The organism is Streptomyces fradiae ATCC 10745 = DSM 40063, from assembly GCF_008704425.1.
GTDB lineage: Bacteria > Actinomycetota > Actinomycetes > Streptomycetales > Streptomycetaceae > Streptomyces > Streptomyces fradiae.
Map to the genome: position 1 here is coordinate 1 of NZ_CP023696.1, position 23568 is coordinate 23568.

The following is a 23568-nucleotide window of genomic DNA, read 5'->3' on the forward strand; positions in this document are numbered from 1 at the left end:
CCGCGGAGCGGGAAATGCAGCGGCAAGCCGCTGCATAGAGAACGGCTCCGCTGACGCTCCGCCAGATTCCCCCGCAAGCGGGGGAATTGAATTCCGCAAGCGGAATTCGGGACCGTAGAGTAATTCGCGCAAGCGCGAATTACGGGAGGCCCCGCTTGCGGGGCCTCCCTGGCTGGCAGCAAGGGGCCGTGCATCGCGCGCGGCACCGTGTAAAGCCTGGAGAACCCAGCTATAGTCCCTGGAACGGGCCTGACTGTCCGTTGAGGCCGAATGGGTGCCGGCCTCAACGGACAAGACGGGCTCCGCTGCGCTCCGCCCAATCTCTCTCCCAATGGGACCTGGTTCTTCGGTCGGGCCGATAATACTCCACCATCGTACACTCCAACTGCCCGCTGCGAGGCTCGAACTGTCGACGTGTAACCCTCATGAGCGAACCTGGTACAAGCGGGATGCATCACAGTGATGCTCTGTGTAGGGTCTGGGAACTACGCCGCACCACCATCCTGGAGCTTCAGGGTCTCCGGGATTCCCTGTCTGAGGCGCGCCACATTCCGCGAAGAGGAGAGTGTCGGATGGTTATGACGAGGCGTGACTTGCGCTCCCATCAGATTGAGGCAGTTGACGCCGTTGTGCGCGGTCTTGATGTTCCGCTTGGTGGTCTTCCTGTAAACGGTCTGCGGGGGCAGGTTGTTTCCGCTTGCGGGACAGGCAAGACGGTCATCGCCGCTTTCGCTGCCCGGGAGATGCTGCCGCGGGGGCGGGTTCTGGTGCTGGTGCCGACGCTGGAGCTGCTGACGCAGACAGTGAAAGAGTGGTACCGGGTCGGGCATAGGGGGCCGGCGGTTGCGGTCTGCTCGCTGCAGGAGGATCCGGAACTGTGGAGCCTGAAGGTCCGGTGCACCACGAACCCGGTGCGGCTGGCGATGTGGCACGGGACCGGGCCGGTGACCATCTACGCCACCTACGCGTCGCTGCCGGTGCTCGCCGAGGCGTTCGAGGGCGTCTACGGGCAGCAGTTGGCGCCGGTGGACCTGGCGGTGGTGGACGAGGCGCACCGTACGTCGGGGTCGCTGGGGAAGGCGTGGACGCACATCCACGACCAGGGGATCATCCCGGCGGCGCGCAGGTTGTACCTGACGGCGACGCCGCGGATCTGGCAGGAGCGGCCCAACTGGGAGGTGGCCGAGGGGATTCGGGAGGCATTGCCGGAGGAGCTGGCGGTCTCTATGGATGATGAGTCGATTTTCGGTCCGGTGCTGTACCGGCTCACCCTGGCGTCGGCGGTGGCACGCGGCCTGCTGGCGCGGTACCAGATCATCGTGGTCGAGCTCCAGGATCCGGTCGTCACTCCGGAGCGGCTGATGGGTGAGGAGCGGCGCAGCGAGGAGGTGCGCGGGCAGCGGCTTGGTGCTCTGCAGGCGGCGCTGCTGCGCACCATGGCTGACCACCGGCTGCAGACGACCATCACCTTCCATCACCGGACGATGGAGGCGCAGGCTTACGCGGAGGGCCTGGCGGCGGTGGCAGCGAAGCTGCACGCCGACGATCCCGAGAAGTACCCGGGGCGGATCTGGGCCGACTGGCTGTGCGGGGAGCACGTCCCCGAGCGCCGGCGGGAGGTCTTGGCTGGCTTCGGCGCCACGGCGCATCGGGCGGTGCTCTCCAACTGCCGTGTCCTGGGCGAGGGCGTGGACATCCGGGCGGTGGACTCGGTGGCGCTGCTGGACCCTAAGGGCGCGCCGCACGACATCGTGCAGGCGATCGGGCGGGCGCTTCGGCAGAAGCCCGGTGAGGGCAAACTGGCCTCTTTGATCGTGCCCGTTTTCCTCCAGCCTGGGGAGCAGCCGGAGGACATGTTCACCTCCGGTTCGTACCGTCCTTTGGTGAGGGTTTTGCAGGGGCTTAGGGCTCATGATGAAGAGGCCGTTGAATTGCTTGCCATTCCGCAGGAGCCGCGGAAGAGGGTCGTGGACCCGTCGTGGGATATCGGTGCAGTGCCCGAGGAAGGTGAAGGGGAATCTCGGTTTCTGCTGCGTTTTGCCGCGCCGCGTGATCCGGTGATGGTCGCTGAGTGGGTGTCGTTCAATGTGATCGACACGGAGCGGCAGGACTGGATGCGCGGGTACGCCGCCGCGCGCCGGTACCGGGAGCGCCAGGCGCACTTGAGGGTGCCGTACGGCCACAAGGAAGGCGCGTATCCGCTCGGGCAGTGGATCGCCGAGCAGCGACGGGCGTACGGGGCCGCGCAGCTGTCCGGCAAGCGGGCCGAGCGGCTCGAGCAGCTCGGGATGGTGTGGGACGCGACGGATGCGGCGTTCCAGGAGAACCTGGCAGCGGCGCGGGTGTACTACGAGCAGCACTGGACGCTGTGCGCACCGCGGACGGCGACTGCTTTGGACCGGCCGATCGGTCAGTGGCTGTCCAACCTCCGCCGTCCGGGTGCGCTGGCCGGCCGCCCCGAGCGCGAGGCCGCGCTGGCGGCGATCGACCCGGACTGGAACCCGGCCTGGCCTGTTGCGTGGCAGCGGCACTACGTCGCCGTACGCGAACTCCTCGCCGAGGAGGACGCTGCGCTCACCGAACTGCTGCCGGGCGTCACTGTGTACGGCATGGACGTCGGCAAGTGGCTGGCCCGGCAACGTCGGCATGAGGTGTGGACTGGGCTGCTGGACGGGCAGCGTCAGCTTCTGGAAGCCCTGGGCATCCAGCCCACTGAGCAGACCGAGCAGTCTGCTCGCACCGCGGTGCGGCCACGGGGGGACGCCTTCGCGCGGGGGCTGGCGGCGCTGAGGCAGTTCCGGGAACGTGAAGGGCACGTATGGGTCCCGCGCCAGCACGTCGAACACTTCGACGATGGTCAGGAGGTCAAGCTCGGCATCTGGCTCTCCAACATCAAAAGCCCCGCCCGCCGGGCCAAGCTCAGCCCTGATCGCATGCAGGTCCTGGCCGAACTCGGTATCGCCTGAACAGCGGACGCTGGTGGTACGGGCCGCTGGGCCCTGTCTCCGCTGTTCTGGACCTACGTGAGTCCTTATCTACAGCCGGTTCGAGCTGGACGTGAACTCCCACCTCGACCTCGCCCCGCCGCGGCGGCCACGGTGTCCGGGGCTCCGCACCGCGCCCCGGGCGGAGACCTCCGATCGGCGGCGGACGGTGCGGGCGGATCGGCATCCTGAAGACCCGTATCCCCCGGCGTCGCTCCTGGTCGGCTGGATCGTTGACCGGGTGAGGCGCCGGGCCGGGGAGGGTCTGGCCAAGCGCGAGGAGGGGTGTTGTGGCGCGTTCGTTAGGTGCCGCTGGCCGAGGCGTATCCATGGCGCTGTACCTACGGAAGCTGCAGCCTTCGCCGGCGATTACACCTCCAACAGGGTGCAGAACCAGTGCAGGCCGGAGGACATGCCAGCCAGCGCCACCAGGTCTCCCGGGACGAGTTCGCCTCGCTCCATCATGATGTCGAGGCTGACAAGCGGGTCCATGCCGCCGAAGTGACCGAGTGCGGCGGCCAGTTCCGCGTTGGTGCGGCCCAGAGGTACACCGAGGGCGGCAGCGGCGTTGCACATGGCTACCTGATTGGCGTGGAGGAGGATCACTCTGGAGAGGTCCGCGCGCCGGACGGCGGCGCGTTTGCATGCTCCGTCGACCGCTTCGGCGATGCGGGCGTCGGTCATCGTGGCGTACGCGGAGAAACGTTCAGCGTCGCCTTGGAAGAATGTGAAGATCGAGTATCCGTGATCGATGTCCCGGTTGCTCCGTCCCGGGGGTGCGACCGGCGCGGCGTTGCCGCCGTACTCGAGCCGGAAGAAGTCGGCGTACGTGGGATCGGTCAGTTGCTCGCTGGCCAGCCAGCGCAGCGACTGGTGATCGCGCCGCAGCACGGCGGCGACGGCCCCGTCGCTGTCGGCCGTCGTGCCGTTCCCTAAGCGGTTGACGTGTGCGTCGCTCACCCGTTCCGCCGATACGAGCAGTACCGTTCGCAGCTCGCCGCGGGTCAGAAACAGACCGGCGACGGCCTCGAACGCGAGTACGGCGGACAGACACGCCTGGGTCAGTGACAGGGTCGGCACGCCGCGCAGTCCCAGGTCTCGGGCGATCGCCGTGGAGACGTCCCAATGGAGGTACTCGGGCAAGTTCCCGCTGGCTGTCACGAGGAAGTCCACGTCGGAGGTATCCAGACCCGCCTTGGCGAGCGCGGCTTCGGCTGCCGCGACGCCCAAGTCGGTCGTCGTCACACCGGCGGGTGCTTTGTGGAGGGTTCGGAAGCCCATGGTCGCAACCACATGGGGGTTGATGCCAAGGCGTTGGGACTCTCCGGCGACGTCGTACGGCTCGCCGACACAGCTGGCCATGGCCGCGATCCCGAAGTTCACTACCGCCATGACCCCTCTCCCTTCCCCTCCGCATCGCGTCCGTCGTCACTCAGTGACTGGCTGCCCGAGGCGTCCGGGTCGGATGCCGCGACTTGGGCTCCGACCCGGCCGACGGCCATGGCGGGTGGCACACGTGGGGCCCAGTGGTCCCGGTACAGGGCCCGGCCGAGCACCAGCACGATCACGGCCGAAGAGGCAATGGATCCCAGGGCGATGGCCCAGAACGCGGACTCCATGACGAACACGGAGATCCATGCCAGCGGAATCATGAGCCCGTAGGTCGCGACGGTCGTCACCGTCGAGAGCAGGGCTCCTCGCTGGTGCACGGTGAGGATGGCCGTGTACGTGGCCTCCAGCACATACAGCGGCATCGTGACCATGAAGGCGAACAGCATGACAACGCCCTGGCGCACGTCGAGTTCGCCCGAACCACCGAAGAGTCTCACAAGCCAGGGCGACAGGGCGAGGACCACGACAGTGCCGATCGCGGTCGGCACCGCCGTGTAGGCCAGCAGCCGCTTGCCGTGGGACCGCAGCTCGTACGGAGTGGCCCCCTTGCCGATCTGATAGCTGTAGAAGACCGACGTTCCCGTCACGCATGCCTGCGGCACCCGGCAGAAGATCGTGTAGACCTTCACACCGACCGCGGACGCCGCGAGTACCTGCGGGCCCAGAGTGCCGATGAACATGAAGGGGATGACCGCCGCCATGTAGTCGTTCAGGTGGCGAACGCCGACCCCTTGCGAGGTCCACACCATGGAGCGGAACTCCGTGAGCACCGCGTGCCGGTCGGCCTGGGCAATGTGGCGTTCGCGCTGCCGGATGCGGCGCACGAAGACGAAGGCGCCGTAGACGGCCATGCCCGAGTACACGAGCACGGTGGCGACCGCTACCGCCTGCGCGGGCGAGGAGAAGGCCGCGGCGGCGTCCGTGTGGAGGAACACGTAGTCGAGCAGGGCGTTGCCGACGAATCCGTAGACCAGGATCTTGAGCGAGAGGTTCTTCATGTTGCAGACCCGCAGGGCCTCGGAGGCTGAGGCCCACACGAGCGCGACAATCATGCCGAAGAGCCTGACCTCGATGTAGTCAACGGCCAGGGGGATCAGCTCGGGGGCCTGGCCGGCCCGCTCCAGGAACCATTCGACGCCGAGCGCCAGGCTCATCGCCAGCGCTTGCAAGACGAGTGCGCACACGGCGAACGCCCCGACGAGCGCAGGGAGACGATCGGCCAGGGAGCGCTCGCCCTCCGCGATCCCGAGACGACTGGAGAACACGTGCACCAGGCCGGTGCAGTAGGCCGTCAGTCCCATGACGATCAGGTCGGCCAGGCCGACCGCGGCGACGTACGTGACGCCGAGCGGCGCGATCATCACCAGGTCGATGGCGCCGAATCCCACTCCGACGGAGGAGGCCAGCAGGATGACGACGGCGAAGTTGGAGAAGTTCCTTCTCGTCAGCTCGGTGTGTTCTACGGCCTTCTGACCTGCAGTCATCCCGTCGGTCACCTTAAACTCGACACAATCTGAACCCTCTCCGGCGAAGTGGTCCCCCCGCCACGAGAGTGGTGACAGGCGTAGGCAGGCATCTGTGCAAGCTAAAGGTTCACTCTGCCACGACCAGGCACGGAGCATACCGGCAGGGGGTCGGTGGCGCTATGTCGACGTCGCGCGAAAGCGGGATTCACCGACGCAACGTGGGCTATTTTCAGCCCGCCAGGCCGGAAATGGAAGTTCGGTGGCTGGAATTCAACGGTGCGGCGTTATTGAGTCAACCCCATGGAAAGCGATTGACCAGTTTCCGGGACACATCTTAACGTCACTCAAGTTGCCCCCTCTGGGTAACAAGCGCGACCAGGATGACGAGCACCCCGAAAGGAACCCCTGTCGGGTGAGCCTCGCGGAATGCCGTCACGTAGAGATTGGAGTCCAGCATGGAATCATACTCTCTCGACAAGAGGCCCGCGTTCTTCCCTTCGGTGGCGGCCGAGCTCTTCTTCGAGGCCGACGCCAACTCCACTGCGGTGGGTGCCCTGTTCGACACTGAGATCGACGCTGAACTGGACGCGATCCTGAACGCGACCGAGCAGTCGACGATCTAGGTTACCGACAGGCACGACGGCGCGTGCTGGCTGGTGCGGGCAGCCCCGCCCATGCCAGCACGCGTTCGAACGATCGTCACACTCTCCGGAAGCTGCTGTCGGGCCACACCTCAGAGGGGCGCGTACGTGCAACTGGACGCCATCACGAGCCTGGACGAATCCAGTCTCGTGGCCACGCAGAAGATCCTCAGCGGGGCGAAGAACCGCCTCGACGCTATTCTCGCCGAACGCCGACTGACGGAGGAGTCCTTCGTCGAACTGGCCGCGATCTACGACAACGTCGCGTACGTGTTCCTATACCTTGAATCCAACGAACAGTACGTCGACTACCGGTGGCTACTCCCCTATCGGGATGCCTTCTTCAAGGATCAGGATCTCGACAGGACGCTGCTGGCCTTGTGCGAGAGCCTCCAGTGCGGGAACCCGGACATCGAGGAGTGCCGGCGGGCCTACGTCGGGCATCTGAACGACAAGCTCGCGGCGGACCACACCAGCACGGCGGAGCTCGCGCGTCTGCAGGACCAGGCCAAGGACATCGTCCAAGCGGGCCGGAAGGACCAACTGGCCTTCCTCGCACGCCTCGGCGTCGACACCGAGGGAGGAACTGCGGACACGATCGGCTACACGCTGATCAGCGCCACGCCGGACGCCGCTCGCCGTACGAAGCTCGCCAGCGCGATGACGGCGCTACGCGACAGGCGACTCGACCCCCTGATCGACACGGTCGACCGAATGATCGATATCCGGCGAGCGACGAGTCGGCGGCAGGGCGCGCGGAGCGTCCTCGAGCAAACCATGCGACGGTGCGCTATCCCCGAGGACACGGCCCGCCACATCGTCGACGCCTACGTGTCGGGAGCCGTCGAGGACCGCGGATTGCTCGATTCCGAGATCCGCGAGGCGATCGGCGATGTCGACACGCCCGTCGACCACTTCGGGCACTACATCCGCACCCTTCAGGGCGACCTGAAAGTTCCTCTGTTCGACCTCCGCTCCTGCCTGGATTTCATGGAAGGGGTGACCACGCGGGTCTTCGGCCTGTCGATGCGACGGCTCCCGGACTCCGGGCCGGGCGTGTGGACCGTCGTCGTGTTCCGGGGCGACGAAACCATCGGGTACATCAACTTCGACCTGTGGGACTCGGGCCGCAACCGTACGGCGAACACCACCAGCGGAATCCGTAACCGGGTGGACTGGGGAAGCATCGTCCAGCTTCCGATCGCATACATCTCGTGCCGATTCCACCGGAATCCGGATGGTCGAGAAATCATCACCTTCCAGAACGTCCACAGCCTGTTCCACGAAGTCGGCCACGCCCTCAACCACATTCTGATCCGGAAACGGCTTCCGACACTTTCCGGCCTGGACTACCTGCCGCTGGAACGCATCGAAGACCTCAGCATGTGGACTGAGAAATGGGTGTACCACCCGGATTTCGTCTCCCATCTCGACCTGTCCGAGGAAGAGCGCGAAGGCATGAGATTCTGCCAGCGCGTGAAGATACTCGAATACCGCCGGAACCACATCGACCGGGCGGTCACCGCAGCACTCGACTTCGAGGTGCACCGGGCGAGCAGCGGCGGACTACGCGAGGCGTTCAAGCGACTGGACGACCGATTCGGCGTCGCCAGGCACTGCTCCCTGGGAGAGTTCCCGGTCTACTTCGCCTGGCCGATGATCAACGCCAATCCAGGCGCGACCTTCGCCTACACCAGGAGCGCCGCCGAAAGCGCGGAGGCGTTCTCCCCGCTGCTGAGTAGGCGTCTGTCCGATCTCGAACCGGCGGAGTTCGAGGCTTCCTTCGGCGCGTGCCTCGACTTCGACGAGCCGAGCAGCAGCCCTGACATCGGATCGATCTTCGCCTTCTACAACGACGCTCTGTGGAGGCCCGCCGGATGACCCGCAGCCCTGTCTACCTCCGCTCCCTGCTGGGGCCCCGGGACGAGACCCTGGACGGAATTCTCCGCGACGCGCTCCTCGAAAAGAAGCTGCCGTCCATCCAGATCGACGACAACGGCGCGCGGATGCTCCATCTGCTCACCTTGCTGCACCGCCCCCGGTTGGTGGTCGAGGTCGGAACATTGTTCGGCTACTCCGCGATCCACATCGCCCGCGGGTTACCGCCGGACGGACACCTCATAACGATCGAGAGCGACGCCGACGCCGCCCGGAACGCGCGCGCCTATCTCGACGAGGCCGGCGTGGGCGACCGGGTCGAGGTCGTACACGCGGACGCCGTCACCCATCTGGCGACGCTGCGGCCCGACAGCGTCGACATGGTGTTCATCGACGCCGACAAGAAGGCGTATCCGCAGTATCTGAAGCTGTGCTTCCCCCTCCTGCGCAGTGGAGGTCTGCTGATCGCCGACGACGTCGCCCCGGGCGGCGACTTCAGCGGCGAATCCGAGCCCGGTGCCGACCCCGACAGGGAGACGAAGGCCATCGCCACGTACGTGAGCGCGGTGGCGCGCAGCAACCGGCTGCACTCCGCCTTCGTCGGCAGCGCCCACGGCCTCCTGGTGAGTTACAAGGACGGACCGCGAGATGCGCAAAACGCTTGAAGTCGTCGACGGCTTCCACCCGAATCCGGCGGCCCTGACGTCCCGGGCGCTCGACGCGCCTGTCATCACCGACGGGGAGCCGGCCGCGCCCGGGCGCGGCCGGCTCGTCGGACCGTGCCACGTCGACCCGTGGGCCTCCGCGACGGTCAGCAGCCTGCTGGGTACGAGGGCGGACCGAACCGTCCCGCCGCCGGACGGGGGCCGGTTCGTGCTCCGGAACAAGGACGTGCCCGGCGACGACGCTCCCCACCGGGAGCCGACCGACTGGACGGCGATCGTCTTCCTGTCGGCCGCCCCGCCGCCGGGGGCGGGACTGACGTTCCTGCTGCAGCAGCCGGGCGGGCCGGGCGACTGGGTCGAGTGCGCCTTCATTCCGGTGCGGTTCAACCGCCTGGTGCTCTACCGCTCTTCCGTGCTCAGCCGCCGCGCGTCGCCGGGATTCGGCACCGGACTCGCCGACGGCTGGCTGAGCCACGAGTGGGGCTTCGACATCGTCCCGCTGCCGGAAAGGACGGCCCATGCGCTCTAAGGTGATCGTCGTCGACGACTTCTACCCGAACCCGGACGTCATCCGGGAACGGGCGCTCCGGTCGGAGTACGCGGACATCGCGTCCACGCGCTACCCCGGGTACCAGAGCCGGCACAGCATCCAGAGCGATGCCATCAAGCGCACCTTCGAAGCGCTGATCGGCGCCCGCGTCCAGGTCGACCGCTCCCGCTTCACCTGGGGCGGCTTCCGCTTCATCACGGGTGACTCGGGTCGCCAGACCACGGTGCACGCCGATGTGAACATCGACTGGGCAGCCATGGTCTACCTGACGCCCGGCGCCGACATGAGCACGGGGACGGGCTTCTTCCAGCACAAGGAGACCGGCCTGGAGGGGCCTCCGACGGACCGGCAGGCCCGGGCCCACGGCTTCGCCGACGCCTACGCCTTTCAGCAGGAGGTCGTCGCCCGGGACGAACGCGACCTGTCGAAGTGGGAGCTCACTACCACGATCGCCCCGGTCTACAACCGGCTCATCCTCTTCCGCGGGTGCGAGTTCTATCACGCTCCCCTCGCCGGCCTGGGCGACGGCCCGGCCAGTTCACGGCTCACGCACAGCTTCTTCTTCAACGAGGTCCCCCTGCTGGGGCAGGCCACACACGCCATCACGGGCCCCCGGGCCCACTCGTCCGACGACCGGTAGGAGGGTGAGCATGCGGCCGCTGCTGGACCTCATGGCCACAGAGTGCACCGGTGAGACTGCGAGCGACGACTGTGGGCTCGTCGCGGTCGATTCCATGGCGACGCTCACCACCGACCTCAGGTCGTACGCCGCCTCTCAGATCGACGTGGGCCGGGTGTACCACGACGCCGCAGAACTGACCGCCGCCGGCCACAACCTGCGCACCGTGCTCTTCGTGCGCGGCCTGGGCCGCGATCACGACCGGGACGTCTGGGTGGTCGACGGCTGGACGCTGCTGCGCGGCCACGGGACTGGAACCGACTTGTCGCACGCGGACCTGCGCGGGGCCAAGCTCGCGGGCGCGCAGCTCACGGAGGCCGATCTCAGCGAGGCGGACCTGCGCGGCGCCGACCTGGCCAAGGCGGATCTCTCGGGGGCGGTCCTGGTCGGCGCCGACCTCGCCGGAGCCGTCCTGTACCGGGCGAGCCTGCTCAACGCCGACCTCACGGAGGCGGATCTCCGGCGCACCTGCCTCATCCACGCCGACCTCCAGCGGGCGGTCTGCGCGCGCACCGCATTCCGTGGCGCGGACCTGACCGACTCCTACCTGTGGGACGTCGACCTGTCTTCGGCGTACCTCGACGGTGCGGAGCTGCACCGTGCCAGCGACCTCGAAGGAAAGCGAGCGACCGCCGACGTGGGCGGCGCACGCCCTTCGACGCAGACGACGAAGGGACGTGCCTGATGCAGTGGGATCGCCGCCCGGCCATCACCCGGAGCGCGTTTCAGGAGGTGCTGATCGGCCTCGAGTACGGCGACCGGGAACACCCCGCAGACATCTTCTCGCGCGCGTGCGTCGAGTCGTTCGAGGAGTCCGACGGAACCCGCTTCGGCTACCGGTTCACACAGGTCTTCGAGGCGACCGTCCTCCACGAGGTGGCGGTGCTCGAACAGGTGCCATCCGAACGGGTCGCCCGACTCGACCATCGGCCGACCGCCACGATGCGCCGCCTCGGCGAGGCGCTGGACCACCGTGCCGACCTCACGCTCGTCCAGCGCGTGAACCTCGCTTCGGCGCTGATCAGCGTCGCCCGCCCGGCCTTGGCCGACACCGTACTGACCGAGGTGCGGCCGTTGGCGGCCGGACACCGTGAGCGCTTCGAGGTGGCCTGGCTCACGTTCGTCCTGGCCAACCGCCAGGACGACCCTCGACGGTCGGCCGAGGCGTTCGCCGTCATGCGTGACGCGATCACGGCGGGCGAGGTACCGCCCGGTCGGGCCCTCGACGCCTGCGCGCAGGGCGTGGTGTGGTACCTCAAGCGCCAGGAAGTCACCCACGACGACTTCGTGTGGAGCGTGCGCGTCGGCAACGCCCTCGCCCAGCGCGCGGAGACGGCAGGGGATCCGGCCACCGTTTCCTCGTGGTACCGGGGACTGGCCATGCTGCCGGCGGCCAGGGGAATGGCGGAACGGACCCGCTCGTACATGGAGTCGGCGCGTGCCGCGGCGGAAGAGACGATCCAGCGACGGCCGCGCGCCTATGCGCTCAACTTGATGAAGACCTACCACGAGTCTTCTCTCAAGGAGCACATGTACGTCACACGCGACGTCGACGCCGCGGTCGAGTCGGGCCATGCGCTCATCGCCCTCGATCCCGAGTGGTCCATCAGCTACGGCGAACTGGCCGAGGCGTACGCGCGGTTCGGCCAGTGCCGCAAGGCCGCGGAGCTGTACGACGTCGCGGTCAGCAAGGGCGCGCCGTACGTGGGACACCATCTGCTCAAGGCGGCGGCGTCCTGGGAGAAGGCGGGAGAACCCGCGTCGGCACTCGCCCGGTACGAGGATCTGGCCGCGCTCGTGCCGGGCAATGCCGAGGTGCTGACCAGCGGCCTGGCATGCGCGCGTCGTCTGGCGCATCCGTCGGCGCGTGCGTTCGAAGCCGCTCTGGAACGCCTCGACGCCGTCCGGGCCGCCTCATGAGCTACGTGACGCAGGAGGCGCACGGCCCGGACGAGGGCCCGGCCGGAGCGCCGCGGGTCGGCCGGAGCGCCGCGCCGCCGGCTCCCCGGTTCCGTCACGATCCGCTCAAGGGGATCCTCCCGCTGAGGCCAGACGGGGGGACGACCGTGCGGTGGGACACGGAACCGGTCGTGTGCGGCCACGCCGAGCTGTTGCACCACGGTGACCGGGACGGCGCGGGCATCCCCGTCCCGGTGTGTGCCTCGCCGGTCGCCGTGCCGGGGGTCGGCACGGTGGTCGGCAGCTACGACGGGCGTGTCCGGCTGTACGACCGTACGTTGACGAAGGCGTACTGGCACGTACGGCTCGGCGGCCCGATCTACTCCTCGCTCGTGGCGGACCGCTCGCGCCGGCGCGTCGTGGTGGCGACCACCAGCGGCGAGGTGGCCTGCGTCGACCTGCGTGGCACGGTGATCTGGCGGACGCAAACCGGGGCCGGGATCTACGCGACGCCCACTCTGCTACCCGAAGCCGACCTGCTGGTGCTGACCGCTTTCGACAGCCGTTGCCTCGGCATCGACCTCGCCACGGGTACGGTGCGCTTCGCGCGTGACCTGCCGCGTCCGTGGCACGCCGGTATCGGATCGGCGGCGCACCGTGACGCGTACGCCAGCCCCGCCACGACGGCGGACGGCAACGCCGTCGTCGCGTGTGCGGAGTACGTACTGTGCCTGCGGCCGGACGGCACGGAGACGTGGCGTTACGAGGCGGGCCACACGATCAAGTCCTCGCCCGTGGTGCTCACGGGGCGCGACGAGGTCGCCGTGTGCCCGGTCGACGGCCGGTGCCTCTTCCTCGACTCCGGTTCCGGCGTGCTGCGCGGTGTGGCGGAACTGGGGGGCAAGGTGGTGGCCAGCCCGGCTGCGTCCGGCCGCTTCCTGGTGGTCGGCACCCAGGACGGCACGGCCCACGGCATCGATGCAGACCGGCGGTCCGTGGTCTGGAGCGCCCCGGGGTATGGCCCCCGCGAGTACACGTCGTTCACCGTGCTGCCCGACGGCGGCGTCACGGCGGTGGTGTCCCGCGGCAACGCCGTCGGACTGCGCCCGGAGGACGGTCGCTTCCTGTGGGAGACCAGTCAGGTTCTCGGCCTCGCCGATCACGACCCCGCGATGGACGTCACGCCGGTGCCGGCGCCGGACGGCAGCATGTACGGCGGCTCGTACTCGGGCATGCTGTACCACTTCCGGTTCCGCACGGCCGAGACCGCGAAGGAGCGGCCATGAAGCGCGCGCTGGTGATCGGAGCGAGCCAGAGCCTGGGTTCCCATCTCGCGACCCGGCTGGCCTCGAACGGATGGCAGGTGGTCGGCACCGGACGCCGCCCGGCATCGGAGGTGCCCGGCTCCGAGGGGTTCGCGTACGAGCGGCTCGACCTGTCCGACCCGGAGGAGGCCCACCGGTTTCTGGAGGGAGCGGGCAGCGACGCATACGACCTCGTCGTCCACAACGCGGTGACGTACGGCGCCATCCCAGGCAAGCCCCCAGCACTCGACGAGTTGGAGGCCATGTTCCGGGTGAACGCGCTCGTCCCCTACCGTCTGCTGCACGGCGTGCTCGCCGCCCAGCCGACGGACCGCTTCTGCTCCTGTGTCGTGGTCAACTCCGATTCGATCTACCACGCCACCAAGCAGTCCGCACCATACGCCGCGACCAAGGCGGCGCTGCGCGTCCTGACGACTTCGCTGGCCGACACCTTCCGATCCGCCCAGGTGAGTGTGGCGACCCTGCTCCTCGGGCCCCTGCCCGATCCGCGGAAGCTGGCGGACTTCCAGCGGGTCGCGGAGCGGCACGACGTCCCCGTCGAGGACGTGAAACGCGCCTTCCTCCGTAAGGCGAACCCGTTCTACGTCATCGACGACCTCATCGGCTTCGACGCCTGCTACCGGAGCGTCGAGTACCTCGCCGGGCTCGGGCCCGCCGGCAACGGCATGGTGTGCCGCCTCGACGGGGGTTCAGCCGGCTCCCTCATCTGACCGCACCGTCCCCCGGGCGCACCGCCCTGACCCAGGAGATACCGATGACGCACCAACCCCACGTCCTGTGGCCGCTCATGATGCCCGTCGAATGGCAGGGCGACGACGACTACTGCACCGTTTCCGCCCGCGGGGTGCGGCTGACGTTCAGCGACGGTGACGAGGTCCTGTGTGGGACGAGTGGGTTGTGGAACTGTGTCCTCGGCTACGGCAACGAGGCCATCGCGACCGCGGTGTTCGAGGCGTTGCGCGACGCGTCGTATCTCAGCGTGTACCGGTACGAGAACGTGTACGCGCGCCGGGCAGCCGAGGCGCTGCGCGAGGTGGCGGGGGCCGAGCACTTCGGCCGGGTGCTCTTCTCGACCTCCGGTGGCGCCGCCAACGACCTCGTCATGAAGGTGGTGCGGCACTACTTCGCGCTGCGCGGCGAGCACGTCCGCAAGGGAATCGTCGGGCTCGACGGAGGCTGGCACGGTCTCACCTACGGCGCCGCCGCCCTGACCGGCGCGGATCTGGGTCATCGTGTGTACGGGATCGACCGGCGGCTCGTCACCCACGTCCGCCCCAACGAGTCCGAGGAACTGGAACGCCTGCTCGACAAGCACCGCGGCCGGATCGCGGCCGTCGTGGTGGAACCGGTCCTGGGCACGCCGGCCCTCGAACTGTCCGACGCGTACGTGGCGGAGCTGCTGCGGCTGCGCCGGGAACATGGGTTCTTGCTGGTCGCCGACGAGGTCACCACGGGGTTCTGGCGGGTGGGCCCCTTCTTCGCGAGTCAAGCCTGGCCGGAGCCGCCGGACATTCTGGTGACCTCCAAGAGCCTGACCAACGGCACTATGGCCGCGTCCGCGGTGATCGTGTCCCACGACGTCGCCGACGCGTTCGTCCACGCGGGTGCGGTCCTGGGCCACGGCGAGACGCAGGCGGGTACACCGGCCACGGCCGCGGCGGTGCTGGCGACGCTCGACGAGATGCGCCGCCTCGACGGCGCGTCCCTCAGCACCGCCCTGTCCGGACGGCTCGACGCCGAATTGGATGCCCTGGTCGGCGAGGTCGACCAGGTCACGTCCGCCTCCGGACGCGGCTGCCTGCGCGCGATCATGCTCCGTCATCGCGGTGAGCCGCTCTCCGACGCCGAAGTCGCCGCGCTGGTCGCGGCGATCCGCAGAGAGGGTGCTCTGGTCCATCCGGGGCCGAGCTGCGTCCAGATCCTGCCCGCGTTGGTCTACTCGCCGGAGGACACGTGCTCGCTGTTCGACTCGATCCGCGCCGGCGTCAAACGCCACTTTCGCTGAGCTGCGATGGAAGGCGGGGAGCGGTGCGGCAGGACAAGGGGACGAGGAGGCGGCGGTGAAGGATCTCGGAGGCGGGCGGATCCCTCCTGCCGAGGGCGCCGGGTTTCGTCGCGTGGACGCGTGGGTCTCCGCGGTGCGGGCCGCGACGCCCGAGGCGACAGCGCTCCAGGACGGGGATCGGCGCGTCACGTACGCGGAACTCGACCGTGAAGCGGACCGCGTCGCCCGCATGATCTCGGCTCGCGGTGTCGCTCCCGGCGGCGCCGTCGGCGTCCGGATGCGGCGGGGGTGGCGCCTGTACGCCGCGCTGCTGGGCGTCTGGAAACACGGGTCCGCATACGTCCCCGTCGATGTCTCCTACCCCCGTGCCCGCCAGGACCACATCATCGCCGACTCGGGGATGGGCCTGCTGGTGGAGAACGGGGAGGGAGAAGCCGGCTTCGCGATGCGCGTGCTCGACCCGCGGCCCGCGCGTACGCCGCTTCCGCCTGACACCGCGTACGTGCTCTACACCTCCGGGTCGACGGGCCGTCCCAAGGGGGTCGTCCTGCGACACGCGAACGTCCTGGCCTTTCTGGACGGTGTCGTCCGCACCTTCCAGTTCGGGAGCGATGACATCTGGGCCCAGTTCACCTCACCGTGCTTCGACATCAGTGTGGCGGAGATCTGGATCCCGCTCGTCACGGGCGGACGGTTCGTGGTCGTTCCCGAGGACGTGGCAAGCGCACCGACAGCCTTCCAGCGGCTCCTGGCCGACCGTCGGGTGAGTGTACTGAGCCAAGTACCCACAGTCTTCCGGTACCTGCTGAACGCTCTGGAAGAGGAGGGGGCCGCGCTGCCGTGTCTTCGGCGGATACTGCTGTGCGGAGAACCCGTCGAACCGCACACCGTGCTGCGCTGGCTGAAGTCCGGGATCGCGCCCGCCGCGAGGGTCTACAACCTGTACGGCCCGACCGAGGCAACCGTCTACGCCACCTGGCAGGAGCTGGCTGAGGAGAACCTCGACCCCGCCCGATCCGACACGCCGATCGGCAGGGCCCTGCCGCACGTAACGGTCACCGTCCTGGAAGGGGGCAGACCAGCCCCTGCGGGCCGGACCGGTGAGATCCATCTGGGCGGCGCCGGTGTGGCCTGGGGCTACCTGGGACTGCCCGACCGGACAGCCCGCAGCTTCGTCACCGTCGACAGCGGCACGACGGAACGTTGGTACCGGACCGGGGACCTGGCCCGCGTCGAGCAGGACAGGCTGTGGTTCGAGGGGCGCACCGACACGCAGGTGAAGCTGCGTGGCCTGCGCATCGAGCTCGGGGAGGTGGAAGCACTGCTCAACGCCCACGACAACATCCGCGAGGCCGCGGTCGTCATGACGAGGAGAGCCCACGGCGACCCCTTCCTTGTGGCGTGCTGCGTGCCATCGCCCGGCTCTGTCGCGGCCGACGTCCCCGCACTGCGCGCCTACCTGGCAGAGCGTCTGCCGCCGTACATGATGCCGTCTCGATTCGTCGATGTCCCAGCACTGCCTCTGACGTTGAACAGCAAGCTCGACCGGAAACGGCTCGAAGAACTCGTACGCCTGGAGATTGCGTGACGCATCTCTGTGACACGGCTGGACGCGTCGACACGCGGGCGAGAAGGGAAGGCTGGAATGGAATCGGAGATGCTTGCCCTGGTCGCGCGGATCTGGCGCGACGTCCTGGCAGTCGAGACGATCGAACCCACCGATGACTTCTTCGAACTGGGCGGCCATTCACTTCTCGGGAGCCAGGTCCTGGCCCGGCTCGGCAAAGAGACCGGAGCGAGGCTCTCCTTGCGGCTGTTCGCGGAATGTCCCACGCTCGAATCCTTCGCGCATGCCGTGGACGCGGAGGTGAGAGCCGGGCGCCGCTGAGTAATCGGAACCGGATCCCGCAGCAGCGCCAAGACGGCACGGCGACGTCGTCGGAAGGCCCACACCGCTCTCTGACGTTCCCCAGAGCCCCTCGTGGAGATGCTGCCGGACGGGACGGAGGTCAAGCTCATCCCGGCAGTCTCCGGCAGCTCGCCGCCCTCGGATTGGAGTGGGCAGCAGCTGACGTTTGCTGTGCTGGGCGGCGTCGGCCGTACTGCGTCCCTGACGGGCGTCTTCTTTTGAGGGCGCCTGCCCGTTCCGCCACCTCTTGCCGATTCGGTAGTTGTCAATCCCACCGCTCGAGCCCAGCCCTGTCAGTAGGAGACGTCAAAGTAGTCGATATCGGTGAGGGCGACTTCGAGGCCTGCGGCGCGGCGTCCGCCGTCTTTGAAGTACACCTCCTGCAGTCCTTCGGCGACGATGTCACGCATCTGCTGGTCGGTGGCGCCCTGTTGCTGGGCTTCGAACAGCCGGCGGGCGTAGGCCGGCGGAAGGTGGACGGTCAGGCGGCGCATCCGGCCGTCGTCGGTGCTGCCGACTGGGGCGGTGTAGCCGAACCGGGCCCTGGTCTCGATGGTGATGCCGGTCGTGGTGGCGGCCTGTTTGCGGTGGCGCCCTCGGACTTTCGGCTGCCAGCGGGCGCGGACGGCGGCGTCGATCCGGTCGGCGATGGGCTTGGGCGGGTGTTTGCGCTCGCCGGTGAGGTAGCGCTCCACCGATCGCTGACTGACCCCGATCTCGACCGCGACAGCCTTGGTGGTCTTCATCTGCGCCACCAGGAAGTTGATACGGGCTTTGAGGCTCTTGGGCGGCTCGCGTGTGAACGCCTCCTGGTCCGCCCGCTCGATAGCATCCTCGATCTCTCCCACCGGTCAGCTCCCGTCCGTGAACGGGCTGTGGCCGTAACGCTGGGGGATCAGGCGGGCGGCTGCAGCCGGGGCGAGGTCAACGACCAGGCGCTCGCCCACGCCGGAGGCCGTGGTGGCGTCGGGTGAGAGGTAGCCGAGGCTGCGCAGCTCGCCGACCGCTTTGCGGAAGGCGTCGCGTCCCTCGGCGGCCAGGCGCTCGTCGCGGGTGAGGGAGACCAGTTCGGTGACCGTGGGCTCCTGGCCGGGTGTGTAGCCGGTGGCGAGTTCGGCCAGGACGCCGCGGGCGCGCCAGGTCAGGCGCATGTCCCGCATCGCCCGCGCGAACAGCGCCGGGTTATGGGTGGGCGGGGCGGTGGGAACTGGCCACTGCGGGGGCAGGGCGTCGGGGGTGTTCATCAGGTACGACTCCTTCGGCGCGGTTCGGTGTCCGCGCCTGCCTCAAGCTGGGGCGGCGTCATGCCGGTGTCTGTGGTCGCGGCCTTACTCGCCTTCGTCGACGACGGCGTCGCCGCCCTTGATGTGCCGGGCCGGGTTGAGGCCCTGCTCCATCAGGTCGACCGCCCACAGCATCGACTGGACGCCTTCCAGCTTCGCCATGCCCGGGGTGGGGCCGAGGCGGAAGCCGCCGGGCTGGGGCTTGCCGGAGGCCGCGTACGGGAGGAAGTCGAGCGGGCTGTCGCCGGGGCTGGGGTAGACGACGCAGTCGGACAGTACGGCGAGGGGGTACAGGCCGGTCATCTTCACCATGTTGTTGAGTTTGCGGTGCATGTTGACCCGGGCTTTGCTGATGACGGCGGCGCGGATGTCGGGGCGCCAGGTCGGGCGTTCCAGGGCCGGCCATCGGTCCCCGTCGTTGTAGTTCTTGCCCTGCGGGCGCTCGCGGAGCTTGCCGACGCCGCCCTTCACGGTCGCCTTGATGGCGGCCAACACGGCGGTCAGGGCCGGGTCGACCTGCTTGTGCTGCTCCATCGCGGCAAGGAAGGCCCGGTCGTCCAGGTCCTTGGTGACGCCGAGGTCGGCGAGGGTGTCGACGTAGGCGTTCTTGAGGCGGTCGTGCCACGGGTCCAGGTAGGCGCCGGTTTCGCGGCGCAGGTACGCCTCGATCGGCGCCACGTTGTAGCCGAGTTCCTGGGCGTAGGCGACGGTGTGCGTCTGATACCAGCCGGGGCCGGTGGGGCGGGTGCCGTCCGGGGTGAACGGTGACGGGAGGCGCGGGTCCAGCTCGATGTGGGACAGGTCGACCAGCCAGCTGCCGGGGATCTTCGGGTTGAACTTCGGGGCGTGGAAGTGGTCGGGCGCCGACAGGCCAACGGCCAGGCGGGCCGCGGCGGCGAGGAAGGCGGTGTTCAGGTCCAGGCCGACCGCGTACGGCAGGGTGCACTCCTCGTCGGTGAGCAGGTCCACCGGCCGCACCCACTGATACGCCTCCTCATCGATGAACCCGCCCGTCCAGCCGGAGTTCACGACCACGGGGTGCTCTGGGGTGGCCTCCGGCGGCGCCGGGTCCATCGGCTCCGTCCCCAGCGAGCCCGGATTGTTGCCACTGACCCAGTTCCCGGTCGCTTCGTCCCGCACGGCGCGCGTGGGCGGGCGGAGCGCCGTCATCAGCTCCAGGCCGGAGACGGCGGTGGAGCCGCGCGGGGTGATGACCCGCTGGGCGTAGACGCCGAGGACGCGGGCGATGTCGGTCGGCTCCATGTCCGCGACGCCGGGCCACGACCGGGAGTCGAGGGCGTCCCACGACAAGACTGCCAGCTGCACGCACTGCCGCTCGCGCCCCTGGGCCTTGCGGTAGATCCGGGCCCACGGCCCGAACCCGCGCTGCGTGAGCTGCCACTTCGCGCGTCCCACTTGCTTGATAACCGGGTGGTCCTCCGGCAGGCGCAGGGAACGGCGCTGCTCGTGACCCTCCAGGCGCTCCGGCAGCCCAAGCTTCACGGCCGCGGACGCGGTGAGCACGATCAGCGGGTCGCTGTCCTTGCCGTAGCGGTTCAGCTTCGACGCACCGAGGCCGGACTCACGCAGCGTCCACTCCACCAGCTCCGGGATCGTGGTGGCCGGGCAGTCGAGCACGATCCCGTCGACGCCGTACGCGGAACCGTCGCCGTCCAGCACGGCGAGCGGCCCGTGCGGGAAGCACGGGGCCAGCGCGGGCGCGGCGGCCTTCTTCGCCGCCGGACGCCGCGACGTCGACGCGGGGCGCGCGGCCGGACGGGCGGCACGCCGGGGAGCGGTCGGGGCGGCGGGAGTTTCCACCGGTGCGGCCGTCTCCGCCTCGGGAGTGGCCGGGCCGGTGAGCGTCTGCGGAACCGGCTCGGGCCGGGCTGCGGGCGCAGCGACGGGAGCTCCGTGGGCCGGGTACTTCGCCGCCCAGCCGTTCAGCAGCCGCTGGTACGCCTCCAGGCGCGGCGACTTCGGCTCAGAGCGCCCGTTTTCATAGTTCTTCACCGTCTGCGTCGACGTCTTCAGCGCGGCCGCGAGACGGGCCTGAGTGATACCAGCGGCCTCACGCAGCCGGGCACGCTCCGCCGGGGGCGGCAGCTGCGGCTCCTCCTCCAGCAACGCGTCGACCGACGCGAACAGCTCTTCCTCGGTAGTTGCCATGCCTGAACACTAGCAGAACTTACCCCACCATTTAACCCATTTATTAACCCGATTGAAGGGGAGTACGCGAAAGCAGGTCGCCGAGTTCACCGCCCTGACCCCGATCAGGTCGGCGAGCACGCCGAACTGCTAGTCGCCGCCGACTGGCTCACCGAAGCCGACACCGCCGGGGGACGGCTGCGCGGACAGCTCACCGAGCGCATCCTGCCGCTGGGCGGGCTGCTGTGACACGCCCCGCCCACCGTGCCGACGGCCTCGTGTACCGCCACCCCCGGGTGCGCGCACGGAGCAGCGGCATCGGGACCGTCCGGCGCGCATGGGATCTGCTCAGGCCGGTGACCACCAAACGCCCCGCATCGGAGGTACGGCCTATGTCAGGACCGGATCTACCGCCGACGACCGCGCCGATGACCGTGGAGGCGTTGGTAGGGCGGTGGCCGACGGGGGCCGAGAAGGTGGAACTCATCCACAGAGTGATCGTCTTCGCCGGTCAATTCGACGAACGGGACCTCGATACGGCCCGGCGCACCTATCCCGGCCGCCGCCCCGTCATCAACGCCGATGGCGGCCTGGAGATCCATCCAGCCGGTCCCGGCCGGCCAGCCCCGCTTCTGGGCGATCCGCACCACCGCTGAGTCGCCCCGTCGTCCCGGTGGCCGATGGCCACGTGGCAGGGAGCCGGCCCGGTGCGCTCCGGGGCCGTCACCCATACGGCTGAGGGTCGTTTCCGGTGTGGACCAACACATCTGATGCCAAGGAGGCCCAGTGGGCCCGTCGTTGTGATCGAGCGGCTCGAATTCCAGCGGGGCGACGTCTGGTACGCCCGCTACTTCAGGGGCCTGGTGACCTTCCTCGTGGGCCACTCCAAGGCCGGAAAGTCCACCGCGCTGGAAGCGCTGCTCTACCCGCTGGGCCTTCTCACGGCAACCGTCATGCCGGAGGTCCGCGGCTGCCAGCAGGTCCGGCTGGTCTTCCGGGTTGCCGGAACCCGCTGGCAGGCCACCCGCAGCGGATCGAACCCGCGGGCACGGGTGTCCTTGAAGAACCTCGACGACACCGGCGAGATCGAGCACCTGCTGCCGGTCACGAGCGCGAAGGCCGGAGAGATGACCGCCGGTGCCTTCGTCCAGGACCTGCTCGGCCTGCCCCAAGCGGCCCGGGGAGCCACGCGTACCGGACTGGACGACTTCTACGGCACCGTCATGGCGCTACGGCAGAACACGATCGCCTCCGAGTTCCTCGGCGGAGGGAAGGACGAGGCGAGGGTCCTCGCCCTGGAGGTGCTCCTGGGCCTGTGGAACGAGGATCTTGCCGGGCTGGAGAAGAACGCTTCGGAAGCCGCATCCCGGTACCGGGCGGCACGCTCCGCTCTGGCGGCGTTCAAGAAGCTGCGGGACAGCGGCGCTCTGGCCGATCCGGCCAGCGTCCGCGCCGCGTACGAGCAGAAGCAGCGCGAGCACCACGCGGCGGCGCAGCGGTGGCAGAAGGCCGACGCGGCACTGAAGATCGCCGTCGGGGAGCGCGGGCGGCTCGTCGCCCTGCACCAGGCGACCGAAGCCCAGCGCCGGAAGAGCGCGAAGCAGGCTGTCGCCGCCCACGCCAAGGTGAACGGCGCCACCGCCGAGCACGCGCACGCCGAGGGCGAACTCGCCACCCTGCTGGGGCCCACACCGCAGGACTGCACCTGCTGCGGACAGCCCCTCCCCGACCGGGAGCCGGGCCTGTGCCGCCAATGCGGTCAGCCACACGATGGCGCCGAAGACCGGCGCGAGCGGCAGATCGCCGCAGCCCGTGCGAAGGTGGACCGGCTCCTGCTCAGGCTGCGGAGCCTTCAGGAGGCATCGGCTGCCGCCGCCGACCAGGCCGCCGAGGCGGATACGGCGGCCGCGGCCGCGCTCACCGCCCGCGACGCCTACGACGAGGCACATCTCCAGCCCGCCCGCAAGGCCGCGCAACAGGCCGAGAAGGAGGCCCACGGCCTGAGCCGCGACGTCGCCCAGCTCAAGGAACGCCTGGAATCGGCCGACTACATCAGCGCCCAGGAGCAGGTCATCCGGGCGGCCAAAGAACAGATGGACGCGGCACAGGCCGCCCGGGACGCCGCAGTCACCGCCCACGAAGTACGCCGCAAGGAAGTCACCGGGTGCTGGTCGGAGTTCTTCCTCACCCGGCTGAAGCAGATCAACCCCGAAGTCGAGACCGCCCACATCGACCCCGTCAACTTCACCACCCGCGTCAAGGAACGGCACACCGCCGACAAGACCTTCGCCGAGAGCTCGGTCGCCGGAAGCCCCAAGGTTGCCACCAACGTCGCCCTGCTGCTGGCCCTGCGTGACCTCGGCCGCGTCGATCCCACCGTCCGAGTGCCGCCGCTGATGATCATCGACTCGCCGCTGGCCGGCCTCGGAGCACAGGGCCTGGACCACGACACCGGCCTGCGTCTGATCGACACGCTCATCGACATCGCCGACGACCCCTCCCCCGACGGCTACGCCTGCCAGATCATCGCCGCCACCAACGACCCCCTCCCCCGCCCCTACCCCGGCGTGCGCGAAATCCGCATCGACACCGACAACCGGTTCTTCGACCACGCCCCGCGCCGCGACAACTGACCCCCCGTGCCCTGCACTTTCGCACAAGAGCCCAGGGCGGCCAGCACCCGCCGCCACGCCCGGACAGCCGACGCCCTCAGCGGCCTCCAGCCAGCCTTTCAACTGGTACCA

At 69.0% G+C, this 23568-nt stretch carries 20 protein-coding genes; 15 read left to right on the forward strand and 5 right to left on the reverse strand.

Going from position 1 to position 23568, the window contains the following annotated elements; translation table 11 throughout:
- Positions 1 to 572: 572 nt before the first annotated feature.
- A complete protein-coding gene (locus tag CP974_RS00005) occupies positions 573 to 2966 on the forward strand; it encodes a DEAD/DEAH box helicase (protein ID WP_223844618.1) in 2394 nt (797 codons plus the stop codon).
- 387 nt (positions 2967 to 3353) lie between these two features.
- Here the strand turns inward: CP974_RS00005 and CP974_RS00010 are convergent, their stop codons facing one another.
- Together CP974_RS00010 and CP974_RS00015 are read right to left on the reverse strand one after the other, a co-directional pair.
- Positions 3354 to 4376, reverse strand: a complete 1023-nt coding sequence (locus CP974_RS00010; protein ID WP_031127989.1) for a 3-oxoacyl-ACP synthase III family protein — start codon at positions 4374 to 4376, stop codon at positions 3354 to 3356.
- Entirely contained in the window at positions 4367 to 5860 is a 1494-nt protein-coding gene (locus CP974_RS00015) for an MATE family efflux transporter (RefSeq protein ID WP_031127988.1), read from the reverse strand. Before CP974_RS00015 ends, CP974_RS00010 begins: the two co-directional genes overlap by 10 nt.
- Positions 5861 to 6297: 437 nt before the next feature.
- Between CP974_RS00015 and CP974_RS29360 the strand changes: the two genes are divergently transcribed.
- The 12 genes from CP974_RS29360 to CP974_RS00070 all read left to right on the forward strand — a co-directional run bounded on the left by CP974_RS29360 (position 6298) and on the right by CP974_RS00070 (position 17372).
- Positions 6298 to 6465 carry a hypothetical protein gene (locus tag CP974_RS29360; protein WP_157840064.1) on the forward strand — a complete coding sequence of 56 codons (168 nt, stop codon included), beginning with the start codon at positions 6298 to 6300 and terminating at the stop codon, positions 6463 to 6465.
- A gap of 126 nt (positions 6466 to 6591) precedes the next feature.
- Complete coding sequence (locus CP974_RS00020; RefSeq protein ID WP_031127987.1) at positions 6592 to 8364, forward strand: M3 family metallopeptidase; 1773 nt, start codon at positions 6592 to 6594, stop codon at positions 8362 to 8364.
- Complete coding sequence (locus CP974_RS00025; RefSeq protein ID WP_140160845.1) at positions 8361 to 9026, forward strand: O-methyltransferase; 666 nt, start codon at positions 8361 to 8363, stop codon at positions 9024 to 9026. Before CP974_RS00020 ends, CP974_RS00025 begins: the two co-directional genes overlap by 4 nt.
- Positions 9010 to 9555, forward strand: coding sequence for a hypothetical protein (locus CP974_RS00030; protein ID WP_031127985.1), 546 nt, complete (start codon positions 9010 to 9012; stop codon positions 9553 to 9555). Before CP974_RS00025 ends, CP974_RS00030 begins: the two co-directional genes overlap by 17 nt.
- The gene (locus CP974_RS00035) at positions 9545 to 10216 is read left to right on the forward strand and encodes a DUF6445 family protein (RefSeq protein ID WP_181018070.1); all 672 of its coding nucleotides are present in this window, start codon (positions 9545 to 9547) and stop codon (positions 10214 to 10216) included. The genes CP974_RS00030 and CP974_RS00035 overlap by 11 nt, the downstream gene beginning before the upstream one ends.
- Before the next feature lie 10 nt (positions 10217 to 10226).
- Positions 10227 to 10940: a pentapeptide repeat-containing protein gene (locus CP974_RS00040; RefSeq protein ID WP_051838822.1), complete on the forward strand. Its 714-nt coding sequence runs from the start codon at positions 10227 to 10229 to the stop codon at positions 10938 to 10940.
- A complete protein-coding gene (locus tag CP974_RS00045; RefSeq protein ID WP_051838821.1) occupies positions 10940 to 12175 on the forward strand; it encodes a tetratricopeptide repeat protein in 1236 nt (411 codons plus the stop codon). The genes CP974_RS00040 and CP974_RS00045 overlap by 1 nt, the downstream gene beginning before the upstream one ends.
- 146 nt (positions 12176 to 12321) lie before the next feature.
- Complete coding sequence (locus tag CP974_RS00050) at positions 12322 to 13440, forward strand: outer membrane protein assembly factor BamB family protein (protein WP_158100699.1); 1119 nt, start codon at positions 12322 to 12324, stop codon at positions 13438 to 13440.
- Entirely contained in the window at positions 13437 to 14189 is a 753-nt protein-coding gene (locus CP974_RS00055; protein ID WP_031127980.1) for an SDR family NAD(P)-dependent oxidoreductase, read from the forward strand. The genes CP974_RS00050 and CP974_RS00055 overlap by 4 nt, the downstream gene beginning before the upstream one ends.
- Positions 14190 to 14233: 44 nt before the next feature.
- On the forward strand, positions 14234 to 15484 hold the full coding sequence (gene mpaD, locus CP974_RS00060) for a daptide-type RiPP biosynthesis aminotransferase (RefSeq protein WP_031127979.1): 1251 nt from the start codon (positions 14234 to 14236) through the stop codon (positions 15482 to 15484).
- A gap of 55 nt (positions 15485 to 15539) precedes the next feature.
- Entirely contained in the window at positions 15540 to 17072 is a 1533-nt protein-coding gene (locus CP974_RS00065) for an amino acid adenylation domain-containing protein (protein WP_223844619.1), read from the forward strand.
- A gap of 57 nt (positions 17073 to 17129) precedes the next feature.
- Entirely contained in the window at positions 17130 to 17372 is a 243-nt protein-coding gene (locus CP974_RS00070) for a phosphopantetheine-binding protein (protein WP_031127977.1), read from the forward strand.
- Between the two features lie 314 nt (positions 17373 to 17686).
- On the opposite strand, the gene tpg is transcribed toward CP974_RS00070, so the two are convergent.
- From tpg to tap, 3 genes are all read right to left on the reverse strand, one after another.
- Entirely contained in the window at positions 17687 to 18241 is a 555-nt protein-coding gene (gene tpg / locus CP974_RS00075) for a telomere-protecting terminal protein Tpg (protein WP_031127976.1), read from the reverse strand.
- Between the two features lie 3 nt (positions 18242 to 18244).
- Positions 18245 to 18637, reverse strand: a complete 393-nt coding sequence (locus tag CP974_RS00080; protein ID WP_031127975.1) for a hypothetical protein — start codon at positions 18635 to 18637, stop codon at positions 18245 to 18247.
- An 84-nt stretch (positions 18638 to 18721) separates the two neighbouring features.
- Positions 18722 to 20845, reverse strand: coding sequence for a telomere-associated protein Tap (gene tap, locus CP974_RS00085; RefSeq protein ID WP_031127974.1), 2124 nt, complete (start codon positions 20843 to 20845; stop codon positions 18722 to 18724).
- A gap of 407 nt (positions 20846 to 21252) precedes the next feature.
- Between tap and CP974_RS00090 the strand changes: the two genes are divergently transcribed.
- The gene (locus CP974_RS00090; protein ID WP_085921419.1) at positions 21253 to 21480 is read left to right on the forward strand and encodes a hypothetical protein; all 228 of its coding nucleotides are present in this window, start codon (positions 21253 to 21255) and stop codon (positions 21478 to 21480) included.
- A gap of 114 nt (positions 21481 to 21594) precedes the next feature.
- The gene (locus CP974_RS00095; RefSeq protein ID WP_140160844.1) at positions 21595 to 23457 is read left to right on the forward strand and encodes a P-loop NTPase family protein; all 1863 of its coding nucleotides are present in this window, start codon (positions 21595 to 21597) and stop codon (positions 23455 to 23457) included.
- Positions 23458 to 23568 lie beyond the last annotated feature (111 nt).